10 protein-coding genes and 1 tRNA gene are annotated in these 15,078 nt (G+C 41.4%); 1 reads left to right on the forward strand and 10 read right to left on the reverse strand.

What is annotated here, in order from left to right; genetic code table 11:
• Position 1 precedes the first annotated feature (1 nt).
• A complete protein-coding gene (locus tag ACNOGP_RS10345) occupies positions 2-805 on the forward strand; it encodes a TrmH family RNA methyltransferase (RefSeq protein ID WP_418214714.1) in 804 nt (267 codons plus the stop codon).
• A 7-nt stretch (positions 806-812) separates the two neighbouring features.
• On the opposite strand, the gene ACNOGP_RS10350 is transcribed toward ACNOGP_RS10345, so the two are convergent.
• From ACNOGP_RS10350 to rho, 10 genes are all read right to left on the reverse strand, one after another.
• On the reverse strand, positions 813-1,529 hold the full coding sequence (locus ACNOGP_RS10350) for a DUF169 domain-containing protein (RefSeq protein ID WP_143866578.1): 717 nt from the start codon (positions 1,527-1,529) through the stop codon (positions 813-815).
• 615 nt (positions 1,530-2,144) lie between these two features.
• A tRNA-His gene (locus ACNOGP_RS10355) sits at positions 2,145-2,218 on the reverse strand.
• Positions 2,219-2,283: 65 nt separating this feature from the next.
• Positions 2,284-3,438: a CapA family protein gene (locus tag ACNOGP_RS10360; protein ID WP_418214715.1), complete on the reverse strand. Its 1,155-nt coding sequence runs from the start codon at positions 3,436-3,438 to the stop codon at positions 2,284-2,286.
• The gene (gene folD, locus ACNOGP_RS10365; RefSeq protein WP_418214716.1) at positions 3,435-4,316 is read right to left on the reverse strand and encodes a bifunctional methylenetetrahydrofolate dehydrogenase/methenyltetrahydrofolate cyclohydrolase FolD; all 882 of its coding nucleotides are present in this window, start codon (positions 4,314-4,316) and stop codon (positions 3,435-3,437) included. The genes ACNOGP_RS10360 and folD overlap by 4 nt, the downstream gene beginning before the upstream one ends.
• 24 nt (positions 4,317-4,340) lie before the next feature.
• A complete protein-coding gene (gene ffh, locus ACNOGP_RS10370) occupies positions 4,341-5,663 on the reverse strand; it encodes a signal recognition particle protein (RefSeq protein WP_418214717.1) in 1,323 nt (440 codons plus the stop codon).
• 57 nt (positions 5,664-5,720) lie between these two features.
• Complete coding sequence (locus tag ACNOGP_RS10375; RefSeq protein WP_007765678.1) at positions 5,721-7,043, reverse strand: MATE family efflux transporter; 1,323 nt, start codon at positions 7,041-7,043, stop codon at positions 5,721-5,723.
• Positions 7,044-7,082: 39 nt separating this feature from the next.
• A complete protein-coding gene (locus ACNOGP_RS10380) occupies positions 7,083-9,041 on the reverse strand; it encodes a histidine kinase dimerization/phospho-acceptor domain-containing protein (protein ID WP_418214718.1) in 1,959 nt (652 codons plus the stop codon).
• A complete protein-coding gene (locus tag ACNOGP_RS10385; RefSeq protein WP_418214719.1) occupies positions 9,038-10,885 on the reverse strand; it encodes an ATP-binding protein in 1,848 nt (615 codons plus the stop codon). The genes ACNOGP_RS10380 and ACNOGP_RS10385 overlap by 4 nt, the downstream gene beginning before the upstream one ends.
• A gap of 84 nt (positions 10,886-10,969) precedes the next feature.
• Positions 10,970-12,442 carry a sulfatase gene (locus ACNOGP_RS10390; protein WP_418214720.1) on the reverse strand — a complete coding sequence of 491 codons (1,473 nt, stop codon included), beginning with the start codon at positions 12,440-12,442 and terminating at the stop codon, positions 10,970-10,972.
• A gap of 255 nt (positions 12,443-12,697) precedes the next feature.
• Positions 12,698-14,893, reverse strand: coding sequence for a transcription termination factor Rho (gene rho, locus ACNOGP_RS10395; protein WP_418214721.1), 2,196 nt, complete (start codon positions 14,891-14,893; stop codon positions 12,698-12,700).
• Positions 14,894-15,078: the final 185 nt, after the last annotated feature.

Consider the following 15,078-nt stretch of genomic DNA (forward strand, 5'->3'; position numbering starts at 1 on the left):
TATGCCTATTATTGAAATATCATCTTTATCTCATCCTGGAGTTGAGATATTCAGCGCTCTCACTGAAGCTCAGTTGCGTAATCACATTGAACTTGATAAAGGGCTTTTTATAGTAGAAAGTCCGAAGGTTATCAAAAGGGCCTTAGAGGCTGGCTATGAGCCTTTGGCAATTTTGTGTGAACATAAACATATTATTGGTGATGCTTCTGATATAATAGAACGATATGGTAATGATTTACCAGTCTATACTGGTAGCAGGGAATTGCTTTCTAAGCTTACTGGTTATGTTCTGACGCGCGGTGTCCTTTGTGCAATGCATCGTCCTATTTTACGTAGGGTGGAAGAAATCTGTCATGAGGCCCGGCGTATTGTCGTGATTGATGGCGTTGTTGATGCCACTAATATTGGTGCTATTTTTCGTTCAGCGGCAGCATTAGGGATGGATGCTGTATTGCTGAGGCGCAATTCTTGTGATCCGTTGAACCGCCGTGCGGTCAGAGTATCTATGGGAGCTGTTTTCTGTATTCCGTGGACATGGATGGACGGTTCTCTCTCTGATCTTAGTAATTTGGGCTTTCGTACAGCTGCTATGGCACTTACAGATAATTCGGTATCCATTGATGATCCTATCTTGATGGCTGAACTTAAATTAGCTATTGTGGTGGGTAGTGAAGGGGATGGGCTCGCACATGAAACGATTGCGGAGGCTGATTACGTAGTCCGTATTCCGATGTCGTATGGTGTTGATTCACTTAATGTGGCTGCTGCGGCTGCTGTAGCTTTTTGGCAACTTCGCGTTCCGTAAGTTCTTTTCATTTCCCAATCTCTCCATTTATTCGTTTTCTTACTATGGAATATGCCTTTTGGAACAAAGCGGAATGTTCCATCGTCTGCATCATTTCATGGAAACGGTGTATTGGTATAACAAAGGTAAGCTCATTTGTCGGTATCAACGGACGTGCAGACGGGTCTAACATACCGATAAAGCAACTTCGACCATTCTTCCGGTTTTCTTGTATGGCAAAGGTCACAATGCTACAACATCCCGATGCGAACCGTGTACATACAGCATCATCTGCATCGTTGTCGTAAAAAGCCCATGTACACAAGCCCGAAAGTATATCAGGTGTGGCGAAAAACAAAATACCTTCCACTTCATCGAGAGAGGATAGTTTATCCATACGGACAAAATTCAAATAAGGCTTATCCGTCAGGTGGATGTCTAAGCGATGTATGTATTTCTTGATTTGTTCGGGAGTCTGCTTGTAGTGTTCCGTTTCTGACACAAATTTGGGTAGCCTTTCTTGCATAGGGGCAAAGGCAGTGTACAGGCTTCCTCCACCGCACAGTACATTGTCGGCACTTAGAGTCAGTGAATCACCTTCACATACTTTGCGAATGGTACCTATCATGCAACGCGGTATTTTATTTATCTCTGTAACAGGTATATGGCTATATCCGAAAGTGACAGGAAGTGGAACTGCATTACCGAACGCCTCCTTATATGTTTGCAAGAATTTCTGTATCATGGTGTATCACATTAACTTTCTTCAAAGTTATAAGTTTAATTTCAATTTTCATCATGTATTGTAATAAAATACAGATTGAGATAAGAACTCCAACTTGTTTTTATCGAAGAATCTGCTGAGCCTTAATTTGGAACAGTCCCCCAAAACCGGTTTGAACTCTATACTGTACGGAAAGGAGCCAAATACTATTTTTATTTCTTTTTCTGCCTAATCAGATTAGCCGCGTTACTTATTCTTTTTGCGTTTGACTATAGTCTTCCGCAAGAGTAACTATAGTATACTTTGCGTATAACTATAGTCATACGCAAAGTATACTATAGTTATACGAAGTAAAAGTAACGAATGAAATGAGTCTAAATAGTGAATCGATTATAAAAGAATGTCTATAGAAATTAATAAGAATAGGAAGGCTATCATTGTTTAATTCAAAACAAATCAAAAGAAACAAATTGAAAACAACTGGAGTTTCGGATGGATCCCTTAATTAGTTCATTTTAAATTAGGAAACTATTAGGAAACAATAGTGCTGATTTAACCTAATTTCGGCTTCTGAATGATTACCATCAATAAAAGAAAAAGTCCTCATAAGTATTTAACTTATAAGGACTTATCTTGGGTGGCAGATGGGACTCGAACCCACGACATTCAGAACCACAATCTGACGCTCTAACCAACTGAACTACAGCCACCATATCTGCGTTTCTCTAACGCGGTGCAAAGATAGATATTATCTTTTAATCTCCAAAAGATTCTACTACTTTTTTTTGTAAAAAGTATATTCTTTTATTCCTCGATTGTACTTGTTGAAGAGGGATCGCGTATCATTTACGAAGATCTTCAGAGAGTTACGAGCATTTACAGGAATGGAGTCTGTCGGTAAGTTGACAGGGAGTAATTGGTGATTTTTCTTTCCTGATTGTGTAGGTCGGGCAGTCCATACTAAACTATACTCACATTTGTTGAGACGGGTTGCGCTGTCTTTTACCAACTCCATCTTTACCATAAGTCCTCCGTCTGTGTGACGTGCAGACATATTGGAAATATAATTCCCCAATGAATAAACTACAAGATGTTTATCATTTGTCACACTATCTTCACGAACCTCAATTGGCTGAACAACGTGAGGGTGGGAACCGATCACATGATTTACTCCTTTTTGAATCAACCAGTCTGCAAGGAATTTCTGTTCCTTATCCGGTAACGACTGGTATTCGATTCCCCAGTGCATACAGGCGATAATAGCATCCGGCTTCATTACTTTACTTGTTTCTATATCTTTGGCAATGATTGCGGTATCAATATAATTGACGATGTTAGGAGGAGTAACGTATATGCCGTTCGTGCCATACGTATAGTTAAGTAGAGCAATGCGAAATCCTTTTTTTTCAAGAATGAGCGGATATTTCTTTTCACGTTCTTCGGGATTAATATATGTTCCGGCGTGAGGAATGGACAAGGAGTCGATTAAGCGGATCGTACGTTCCAATCCCGGTTTGCCACGGTCAAGGCTATGATTGTTGGCTGTGACAAGAACATTAAATCCGGCATTGTGTATGGCGGTGAGAAACTCATCCGGTGCACTGAAAGCAGGATAACCTTTGTATGGTTTTCCTCCTAAAGTCACCTCAAGATTAGCTATGGCGAGGTCTGCTTTCCCTATTTCCTCTTTGACATACTCGAAGCAGGTAGTATAGTCATATCCTTTAGCGGTTCGTGCTGCATTGATCTGCCCCTGATGTTGCATAAGGTCTCCCACAAAGAGAAGACGGAGAGTATCGGCAGGTATGCAACTTTTGCTAGCCGAGAGTGTGTCAAGCGAGTTGTTATTAATAGAATCTCTCCTTGTCTGCGACCGTGAAGTGCAAGACAAGGAGAGAAATATGATTACCAAAAACAATGTGTATCTCATTGATAGATGGCTTTCTTACCGGCTAAAAGTGTATTTTTCATTAACGATACAATCGTCATCGGTCCGACACCACCTGGTACCGGAGTGATGTAGGAGCATTTGGGTGCCACTTCGTCGAACTTAACATCACCTGTCAGTTTGAACCCGGATTTTTTAGTGGAATCCGGTACGCGGGTGGTACCTACGTCGATTACTACCGCGCCTTCTTTCACCATTTCGGCTTTTACGAAATTAGGTTGTCCCAAAGCAGCGATAATGATATCGGCTTCTTGGCATTCTTTTACCAGATCCTTGCTGCGGCTGTGGCATACGGTAACAGTCGCATCTCCCGGATATGCTTTCTGCATCATTAATGCAGCCATTGGTTTGCCTACGATATTACTACGTCCGAGAACTACGCACTTTTTACCTGAAGTTTCTATCTGATAGCGTTTCAGTAATTCAAGAATACCATTAGGGGTGGCAGATACATAGCAAGGAAGTCCGATAGACATACGACCTACATTGATCGGATGAAAACCGTCCACATCCTTACGGTAGTCGATTGTTTCGATTACCTTCTGTTCGGAGATATGTTTCGGCAACGGAAGCTGAACGATAAAACCGTCTACATCATTGTCTTCATTCAGCTCACGCACTTTGGCCAGCAGTTCTTCTTCAGTCACATCACTCTCATAACGAATAAGAGAAGATTTGAATCCACAAATTTCGCAAGCTTTTACTTTGGCGGCTACGTATGTTTCACTGCCACCGTCGTGCCCTACGAGGATAGCTGCCAAGTGCGGGCGTTTACCGCCGCGTGCAACAATTTCAGCTACCTCAGCGGCAATTTCTTGTTTCACTTGTTCGGAAATTGCTTTTCCATCTATCAGTGTCATATTTTCAAGGTATTTATTGGTGGGTTATCTTTTTATCTTCGGCATCATTTTGCCCATTTTGCTGCTGGTAACCATCTTCATCATCTTGCGAGTCTGGTCAAACTGTTTCAGCAGGCGATTGACTTCCTGAATGGTCGTTCCGCTACCTTTGGCGATACGTGTACGACGTGAACCGTTCAATATTTCCGGGTTGGAACGCTCTGCCGGAGTCATGGAGTAAATGATAGCTTCGATACTTTTGAACGCATTATCGTCAATATCGATATCTTTGATTGCTTTTCCTACTCCCGGAATCATGGAAGCAAGATCTTTCAAGTTACCCATTTTCTTGATTTGGGCAATCTGGCTGAGGAAGTCATTGAAGTCAAATTGATTCTTTGCAATCTTCTTCTGCAAGCGTTTAGCTTCTTCTTCGTCATATTGTTCTTGCGCACGTTCCACCAGTGATACGATATCACCCATACCGAGAATACGGTCGGCCATACGAGCTGGGTGGAACTGATCTATTGCGTCCAACTTTTCGCCTGTACCGACGAATTTGATAGGTTTATTGACTACCGAACGGATGGAAAGAGCTGCACCGCCACGTGTGTCACCATCGAGTTTGGTCAGTACTACACCGTTAAAGTCCAGACGATCGTTAAATTCTTTGGCTGTATTTACTGCATCCTGACCGGTCATGGAGTCTACCACGAACAAAATTTCGTTCGGGTTGATTGCTTCTTTGATGGCTGCAATCTCGTTCATCATTTGTTCGTCTACTGCCAGACGTCCGGCGGTATCGACAATGACGAGATCGTATCCTTTAGCTTTAGCTTCCTGAATAGCGTGCTGTGCGATTTCTACCGGATTTTTGCTGTCCAGTTCGCAGTACATCGGTACTTCTATTTGTTCAGCCAATACGCGTAACTGTTCGATAGCTGCCGGACGATATACGTCACAAGCTACCAGTAACGGTTTGCGATTCTTTTTACTTTTCAGCATTCGTGCCAATTTGCCGGAGAAAGTAGTCTTACCCGAACCTTGCAGACCTGACATCAGGATCACTGCCGGGCGAGAATCGATATTAATCTCGGCTGTCTCTCCTCCCATTAACTGAGTAAGTTCGTCGTGCACAATCTTCACCATCAACTGGCTCGGTTTCACTGCCGTAAGCACGTTCTGACCAAGCGCTTTCTCTTTCACCGTATCAGTGAAATTCTTTGCCACTTTGTAGTTTACGTCGGCATCAAGAAGAGCCTTGCGTACGTCTTTCAGCGTCTCCGCTACGTTGATTTCGGTGATTTTGCCTTCACCTTTCAGAATCTTGAATGACCGTTCTAGTCTTTCACTTAAATTATCGAACATAGTTGTTTAATTACTAATTAATATTTGAGCCTGCAAATGTACAAAAATCTCTCGTATTTATATCTTTTTATTCTGCCATTTTGCTTTTTTGAGGTAAATATAACTTGTTATCAGCAGTAAGGTATAGTACAGTATCTCAATTGTAAAGCAGATTTCAATCGGTGCTTTCAGCCACATTCCAATGAAGATGATATATGACCCGTAGATGATTATTGTGATCGTTTCGAGCAACAAAGCCGCTTGTGTGTTTCCTGTTCCTGAGATACCATTGAACACGACATTGGCTACCGATGCAATCAGCATGGCGCAACAGATGACATATACTGAAGGTACGGATTCTGTAATGAGTGCGTTTTCACTGGTATAAACGGAAAGCAGGAACTGCGGGAACAATGCTGATAATGCAACCAGCCCTAGCATAATGAAAAATGAGAACCGGGCGATTTTGTTGATGAGCGGCATTACATATCGGATACCTCCCGCACCGATGGCATTGCTCACAAGGCTATTGGTCGTGGTTGCCAGCGCATTGACTGGGATTAGCAATACTACATAAATACTCCGGACGATGTTGGCGATAGCCAGTTCCCGCTGTCCCAATCGTTCAACGGCTACGAAAAATACGAACCAAGTGGCCATCGACAGGAAGTATTGTAGCATTGTGAAACAGGAAATACTCAGAATCCGCATCAATAACGCCGGATCGAATGTGCGTAATCGATTCAGACCGTATTTTTTCAGGTCGACCGTGATATATGTGTAGATGAGGAAGAAGAGAATAGAGGAGGCTTCTGCCAGTACGGATGCAATAGCAGCTCCTTTAATTCCCATTTCGGGCATACCGAACTTTCCGAAGATCAGCATATAATCTAATATCACATTGGTCAGTGCCATGACAACAGCATTGATTGTTAATACTTTGGTGCGTGTGATACCGATATATAACGCCCGGAACATAACGTTGACGAATGAGAAGAAGAAACCATAGATACGCCAGTCCAGAAATTCCATTGTCCCTTCGTAAATGGACTCGGAAGAAACGAGCAAGTGCATGATATCTCCTCCGAATGCTTTGGTGAATCCGAACAGCAACAATGCCATAGCAAACAAGAACATGACTCCCTGAATCATAACCGGACCTACATCTGTATAACGTCCTTCACCATTACGCCGGGCAATAACTATTTGTGAACCGGTACTGAATCCGAATGCAATGGTGAATACACATATATAGAACAATCCCCCCATTGCGGAAGCTCCGAGTGCTACTTCACTTACGTGCCCGAGGAATGCCGTATCAGTGACATTGATAACATTTTGTGCCAGCAAGCTTAGCAGTATCGGGTAACTGACACTCCAAATTTGTTTGTTGGTATACATAATTAAGCGTTTAAGTTTACATTTTGCAAAGATAACGCTTTATTTCGATTCGGAAACAATAGGGTAGATGAAAACTATTTCCGGATTTTCGGGAGCTTTCTGATTAACGAAGTAGTTTCCACCGAAATGCTGTAATAATAACAGGTTGATATCATGCCGTATGATGGTCTCTTGCGATACAAACGCAGGGTCTGCCAAAGGTGAATTGCTGATTTGGAAATGTAATACGTCTCCTTCCCGGCTTAATATGAAGCGGATATTCCTCTCTTGTCGATGCTCTTGCGGATAAACCAATGCACTGAGTAAAGCCTGTGTCAGTCGTCTTGTATCGGTATGGATGATTATTGGGCTATCTATCTCGGTAGAGAAATCGACATTGATACCTGTTTGCTCATTTTGTACACGTGCCATATAACACACCTCTTTACATAGTTCGATGGCATCATAATCTTGTACTTGAAATTTCATCATTTGAGCTTCCAGTCGGGATAAATCGAGGACGTCATTGACGAGTTTCATTAATTTCTCCGAACTTTGGTGTATGATATTAGCGTATTCCTGTCTTGTCTCCTTGTTTATATTCGGTTCGCAGGCAATGAGTTGTGAAAAACCGACCACATTGTTGAGCGGAGTACGGATATTATAGCTCATTTTTGACAAAAAGCGATTTTTCATTTCGTTGGTTTGTCGCACAGCTTCCATAGCTTTCCGGATTTCGTATTCCGAATGTTTTAAAGCTTTGCGTATCATGAAGAGCCTTGCCATGAAAATAAACAGCAAAATCAGAATAACGAATATAAAAACTAGATATAGGAGTTGAGTCCTGTTATTTCGTCTCTCCTGTTCTAATTCATTCTTTTCTATATTGTATTTCTTTTTTATCTGTTTCATCTGGGTGTTTGAAAGTACTGTTGTGACAGAATCTTTTAGGGACAACGCCTGTTCGTAGAATTGGATAGCTTTCTCATTTTGCCCTACCTGTTTCCATATTCTTGCTTTTTCAAGTAACTGTTCGGCATAGTCGTTGGGAAAATCCTTTTTCAGCATTGTCAATGTTGTATCGATATAGTTCAAGGCTTGTTGATACTTTCCTATAGCTCGGTTGTATTGAGCGAGTGTATCGAAATAGAGTATTCTGTATGTGAAATATGTATTCTTATTTAAGTATTCCTTAGATTTTATCAGATGGGGATATGCTTGTTCGGGAGCGTTGATATTCAGATAATAATAACTGTAAAAAAGTTCATTGAAAAGGTATGCATCGGTAAATCCCTCTTTCAAAGAAGGATTCTCGGCAATATGTTTGTGAAGGATATTTTCTTGTTCTTGTATATATTTGAGTAGTCTTTGATTATCTTTCTTTTCTTTAGTGACTGATATTAACTGTGACAGTACTGAAATTCGGTCTACGGGATGATCTTTTGCAGTAAGCATTCGGTAAGCCTCTTCCAAAGCCTTAATACCTTCATCCCAACGCTGACTACCTACATAAGCATTGCTTAGGCATTGGTATGCGGCTATGAAACCTCGTTTATTGTTTATTTGGATAGATTGCTGCTTCATTCTTTGGGCCTCACTGATCGCAAGTTCATATTGTCTGCTGTTGGTATATAAGTTTATCTGGAAGCGTTTTGCTTCAAAGAAATAGTCCCATAATTCGGACTTCTTGACGTAAGGTCGCATGATGTTCAACCATTTACTTACACTATCTTGGTCGTTATGATTATAATAGTACAGGATGTGATAATAAGCTGACATTCCGGCGTATTTATCGTTGTTTGATAGTAATGCTTCTTTCATTAATGTATCTGCGTATTGGACACATCGGCTATTATTCTGTTCTATTCTGATGATTTGGCTAATGATATTCAGACGAATGGTATCGTGAGGTATTGTCTGTAATACTCTCAGCAAACTGTCAGATGCGGAAGTGTAGATACTTGCTTTCCCATTTAGGGAACAGCATAGCGCAAAAAGCAGGAGGATTATTTGTTTCATGCGATGTCCTCCTTTCTTGATTGTCTGTAAATGGGATGTGTGAATAGGAAGCGTGCTCCTTGATTGTAGTCCGGATCAATCCATATTTTGCCGCCTAATTGTTCGATAATGAGTTGGCAGATGGATAGGCCGAGTCCTGTGCCTTGTGCATTCTCGTCTAGTTTCTCAAAGCGGTTGAATATCTTGTTTTGGTGATCTTTGGGAATTCCGCAACCTGTGTCGGTTACAGAGAATAGTGCTGTATCTTCTGTCTGTTTTTCCAACTCCAATGTGATAGTTCCTTGCGGAGTGAATTTTGTGGCGTTTATGAGCAGATTAATTAATAGTTGTTGTAATCTGGCATTGTCTGTGGTCAGTTGGAGTGATTGAAGGATAGAGGAGAAACGTACTTCTGCATTTGTTTGCTTAATCTTTTCAACCATATCGATTACATTCCTACATATTGCCACTGCGTCACATTGTTCGTAGTTGAATGTCATTTTACCTACCTCAAGACTAGACAGATCAATAACATCATTGATCAGTTTAAGCAGCAACTCGGAATTTAGTAAGATGATATCGCTGCATTGTTGTCGAGTTTCATTATCAATAGTTTCTTCTGTTAAAATAGAAGAGAAACCGGAAAGAGCGTTGAGTGGCGTACGGATCTCATGGCTCATATTAGATAAAAAAAGACTTTTGGCACGGATAGAATTCTCTTCTTGTTTCCTGGCTATTTCCAGTTTTTGTTGTGATTGCTGCAACTTTTTGTTACTTCGTTTAATCAATATGATAAATAATATAATAAGTATGACAATACACGAGATCGTGAGCCAACTCCAATAGAGAATTGTTTTTTGCCTGTTTAGGTTGTCCAGTTCATTTTTATCAATTTGGTAAAGAGTATGAAGCTCATTGATTTGCTGGATATAATTCGTTGCATCCAGCGAGTCTTTGAGTGTGTTAAGGGATTCGTAGGCTTGGCATGCCTCTTCATTCTTTCCCATCAATGCCAATAATTGAGCTCGTTCTTGTTGTATGAGAAGAGATTTATATGAATCGGCAGTTTGAGTATGTGATAAAATTGTATCGAATATATTTAATGCTTTGGTGTATTCTTTTGATTCGGTATAGTAACAAGCATACAGATATTCAATCATCAAAAAGAAATAGGAATGCTGGCATTGTCGGTTTATAGACTCGGCTTGTTGCAAATAATTAAGGGCTTCCGGTAGATGACGCGTCTGAATATTATAGAATGCCTGACAATAATTAAGATAAAAATCATCTCCGAGATTTTTGTTTTTGTTTGAAAGAGCTTCCAATTGCCGGATATCTGCTTCTATATTTGTCATTTGCCGGAATTTAAGCTTTGTCAGAATGATATGAGTTAAAATCTTCTTGGCATATTGGTCTGCATCAGGTATTTTTTTGATGATTTCCAATGCTTCTTTATAAGATTCGATTGCCGCTAAAGGCGTTGATGAATTTAAGTAAGTATTTCCGATTGCTTGCAGCGAAAGTGCTGTTCCTAGCGGGTAACTCATCTCTTTCGCTTTTTGATACATCGAGTTCGCTTTGTCTATGGCCAAACTGAAATGACCTTCTGTAATCAATGCCCGGACAGTCAGTAGCTTTAATTGGAATAAAAGTGAATAATGTTGTTGCTCTTCTAATTCGGGTTCCAATAATTTATCCCATGCAGTAATACTGTCGGTAGAAACCTCGGCACTGAATGGTGTATTGTATTTGATTAACGGTTTTAGCAGAGACAGGCGTACCTGGTTGGTGTGCGCCGCATATAGAGTAGCCGATATAAGCATGGCTACAGCTACTGCTATAATATGATGTTTGTGCTTATTCACTTAATAATTAGCTGCTTGCTTGTTAGTTCATCTGCAAAAGAAGTAAAAAGAGCGAAGATTACAAAACAATCTTCGCTCTTTTTACTATTTTATTTTCTTTTTGAGAATTTCGCGTGCTCCGGGACCTTCGTGGTTGGGATAACCCGGAGTATGTTTTCTGCAACGTGGGTCGGCGTCTACTTTCAGAGTATGGTAATCATCTTTAGTACGTTTGATATAGTCATCGAGCATTGCACGGTGTTCTGCAAGAACTTTGGCGTATTTAGGATCTTTAGCGAGATTTTTACGTTCTCCCGGATCTTTCTTCATGTCGTAAAGTTCTTCTCCGTTACCTTCCAGATAGTGGGTGTATTTGTATCTTGGTCCACGCACCATGCGTCCGGGAGTAGTGATATATTCATATTCGCTGTGCCATTCGGATACTACATACGGATGAGTTTTCATCTGCTTTGCTCCCTTTAATGTCGGGGCAAGGCTGATTCCTGCTTTTCCGGCTGGAACGGAAATTCCTGCTAAATCACAAAGGGTAGGCAAGAGGTCGAGTGTCGGTTGTGTGAGGAGATGGTCTACGGGCTTTTTCTGTTGTTTGATGCCGGGTCCTGCAAAGATAAACGGAACATTTGTCATTTCATCGTAGAAACTGATGTGTTTAGTTACCATACGGTGGGAAGCCATTCCGTCACCGTGATCGGCTAAGATGACTATGATGGTATTCTTACCGGCAGGTGTGGAATAGAGTGCTTTTAAAACGCTGTCTACTTGCTTGGATACCATTTTTGTATAATGTTGGAAAGCGGCAATGTAATGGCGGTAGTTTTCTTCACTCCAATGTGAGGCTTGTGTCATTCGTCGATGGCTGCAACAAATATATTGTACCGGAGTAGGTATGTTGTTCCAATCTTCTACGTCGAAATTGGCAGGTAGTTCGGGAAGAGTACCGCTAATAGGACGATCGGTGTGTACTCCTTCGTTTGCTCCTACAAATCCGCATATATTGTGTGGATTTTGGAAATCGGCAATGCAAATAAAAGGCTTTTGGGGAGGATTACTTAAATAGGCTACTGCATCTTCACAAGTTCCTACATCCAGGAAGCTGTCGTTGTTGACTGGAAATTCCGGATCGGTAAATGGTTTGGCTACCGGTTCTTTATGTTTAAAACCTCTTAGTGAGCCCATGTCGTGAGTCTTTCCAAAGTGTACTGCATCATAACCGTTTTCGGAGAAAAGGCTTCCTAATGTCGGTATGTTTTCCGGTATGCGTGTGTTGATAGGTTCACTGGAATTGGAACGTACATTTGTTTCGTGAGGCATCATACCACTCCATAACGCTGCACGTGAAGGTTGGCTGAGGGGACAGCCCACATAGGCATTGGAGAAGATCACTCCTCTGGAAGCAACTTCGTCCATAGGGAGGGTGCAACCTTGTGTTTGTCCGTAAGCTCCTACGACACGTTGTGTTAAATGGTCGCATTGGATAATCAGGAAATTGGGCTTTTCTTGTGCCTGAGCTGCTACGCTACATAAGGCTAATCCCATGAATGGATAAATCGTTTTCATTTCTGGTTAGAATTAAGTAATAATTGATTTGGAAGCAAAAGTAGCAAAAAAGAGAATGCAGAAAAGACTAGGGGAGTCGTTTTGGACGTCAGTGATAGTAATTTGTACAAAAATGGAATAGTGTCGAGGAGGAGAGAAGTGGAATAGGCTGTAGTTAAAATGCAGATTAACACAGACTGGAACAGATAATAAGAATTAATCTGCGGCAATCTGTGTTAATCTGCATTCTTAAGAATTTATTTGTTGATTTCCTTTTTAGCTGTTCATACTCATAAGGAATTCATCGTTATCTCTGGTTTTTTCCAGACGGTCTTTTACAAAATCCATAGCTTCAATCGGATTCATATCTGCAAGGTATTTACGTAATATCCACATACGGTCAAGAGTCGTTTTGTCAAGTAACAAGTCATCGCGACGAGTGCTGGATGCAGTGATGTTGACAGCTGGGAAGATACGTTTGTTAGACAGGTTGCGGTCAAGCTGCAATTCCATGTTACCTGTACCTTTAAATTCTTCGAAGATAACTTCATCCATCTTAGAACCGGTGTCAATCAGGGCAGTAGCAATGATAGTCAGTGAACCGCCGTTTTCGATGTTACGCGCAGCTCCGAAGAAACGTTTCGGCTTGTGAAGTGCATTTGCATCAACACCACCGGAAAGTACTTTACCTGATGCTGGAGAAACTGTATTGTATGCACGTGCCAGGCGAGTGATAGAGTCCAAGAAGATTACTACGTCATGACCGCATTCTACCAAACGTTTTGCTTTTTCCAATACGATACCCGCGATTTTCACGTGACGTTCTGCCGGCTCGTCGAAAGTGGAAGCGATAACTTCCGCGTTTACGCTGCGTGCCATATCGGTCACCTCCTCCGGACGTTCGTCAATCAGCAACATAATCATGTATACTTCGGGATGATTGGCTGCGATTGCGTTGGCGATGTCTTTCATTAAGATAGTCTTACCCGTCTTAGGCTGAGCAACGATCAATGCACGTTGACCTTTACCGATCGGAGCGAAAAGATCTACTACACGGGCAGACATAGAATCAGAATAACCGCCTTTGCAGAGTTTGAACTTTTCATCCGGGAAAAGAGGGGTTAAGTGTTCAAAAGGAACACGGTCGCGGACGAAAGCAGCGTCACGTCCGTTGATTTTCGAGACTTTTACTAGCGGAAAATATTTTTCTCCTTCCTTAGGTGGACGAATCACTCCTTCTACTACGTCGCCTGTTTTCAAGCCAAATAATTTGATTTGAGATTGCGATACATAGATGTCATCCGGAGAGGAAAGGTAATTGTAATCGGACGAACGGAGGAAACCGTATCCGTCCTGCATAATTTCTAAAACTCCTACTCCGTTGAGGATGTCATCAAATTCGTAAGGTTTCTCACGCTCAATCACTTTACGCTCTTGCGGTTGCTGTGCCGGAAGGTTTTCGCTCGCATTGTTTTGCTGCGTAGCGCGTGGCATTGGCAAGCGTTGTTGGTGCTGATTCTGATTTTGGCCTTGATTTTGGTTGTTGTTACGCTGGAAATTATTATTAGCGTTATTGTTTGCATTGTTGTTGTCGCGTGGACGGACAATGCGTGGACGTTGTTGTTGAGATTGAGACTGTTGTTGCTGAGGTTGGGCTACTTGTTCGGGAGCTGATTGCACAGGCTCTGTCTTTGTTGCTTCAAACTTACCGAAGAGTTCTGTCGGAAGTTCAATCTTTTCAGACGGCAGATCTTCAATTGGAATGAAATCATCATCGTCAGCACCGGTCAGGATATTACTTTCTTCATCGATAACCGGTTCAGATTTCTTTTGCGGTTTGGCAACCACCTTTTTTTCTACAGCTTTTTCTGCAGCGGGTTTATCTTTTTCCACAGCAGGTTTGCTAGGCTTTTCTTTCTTCTCGGTAGATTGTTGCTGTGCCGGAGTTGTTTTTTCCGTTGTTTCGGGTGCTTTCTCCGCAACTACAGGCTTCGCTTCGACACTGTTGGAAGCTACCTGCTTCGTTTCTTCAACTTCTTTTTTATCAGTTGTATCTGAATTTTTGCGCGGACGGCCTACTTTACGTTTAGGAGCAACAGCGTTTTCTGTTTTGGTTTCAACAGCAGGAGTTTCTTTTTCTTTGTTTGTTGTTTCTTCTTTGGGAGCTTGCTGTGCTTTTGCAGGAGCAGCTTCTTTTGTTTTTGTTACTTCTCCGGTCTTTGTTGCGGAAACCACTTTGTCCTCTTTTTTAGCCGGAGTTACACGTGAGCGCTTTTTCTTTTCTTCCTTGCGTTCTTCCTTGAGTTTGTCTGCGGCTACTTTCTTGGTGGCTCCTACAATAGCTTGTTCATCGAGTATTTTGTAAACAAGGTCTTCTTTCTTGTATGAGTCTGTTTTTTTTATGCCTAGTTCTTTGGCAATAATTTGAAGTTCCGACAGATCTTTGTCGTTTAATTGGATAATGTTATACATATAGTATGGTAAGTTATTAATATTTCTTTTTTGCTGAATTATGGACAGTATTGCTATAGCTCATGGCCATAGATATGCGAGCATATATGTTTGTTCTTTATTATGAATTAGGGATGTATATGTTGAATCGTAGAATGTTTCAACGGGGCAAAGATAATAATTTTTTTTGGATTCATATACAATCA

The sequence above is a fragment of the Bacteroides difficilis genome (assembly GCF_048319815.1).
Lineage (GTDB): Bacteria > Bacteroidota > Bacteroidia > Bacteroidales > Bacteroidaceae > Bacteroides > Bacteroides zhangwenhongii.

Excerpts from the sequence above, each read along its gene's own strand:
- rho (WP_418214721.1), bottom strand. The coding sequence starts at position 14,893 with ATGTATAACATTATCCAATTAAACGACAAAGATCTGTCGGAACTTCAA.
- folD (WP_418214716.1), bottom strand. The coding sequence starts at position 4,316 with ATGACACTGATAGATGGAAAAGCAATTTCCGAACAAGTGAAACAAGAA.
- ACNOGP_RS10345 (WP_418214714.1), top strand. The coding sequence starts at position 2 with ATGCCTATTATTGAAATATCATCTTTATCTCATCCTGGAGTTGAGATA.
- ACNOGP_RS10390 (WP_418214720.1), bottom strand. The coding sequence starts at position 12,442 with ATGAAAACGATTTATCCATTCATGGGATTAGCCTTATGTAGCGTAGCA.
- ACNOGP_RS10375 (WP_007765678.1), bottom strand. The coding sequence starts at position 7,043 with ATGTATACCAACAAACAAATTTGGAGTGTCAGTTACCCGATACTGCTA.
- ACNOGP_RS10360 (WP_418214715.1), bottom strand. The coding sequence starts at position 3,438 with ATGAGATACACATTGTTTTTGGTAATCATATTTCTCTCCTTGTCTTGC.
- ACNOGP_RS10350 (WP_143866578.1), bottom strand. The coding sequence starts at position 1,529 with ATGATACAGAAATTCTTGCAAACATATAAGGAGGCGTTCGGTAATGCA.
- ffh (WP_418214717.1), bottom strand. The coding sequence starts at position 5,663 with ATGTTCGATAATTTAAGTGAAAGACTAGAACGGTCATTCAAGATTCTG.
- ACNOGP_RS10380 (WP_418214718.1), bottom strand. The coding sequence starts at position 9,041 with ATGAAACAAATAATCCTCCTGCTTTTTGCGCTATGCTGTTCCCTAAAT.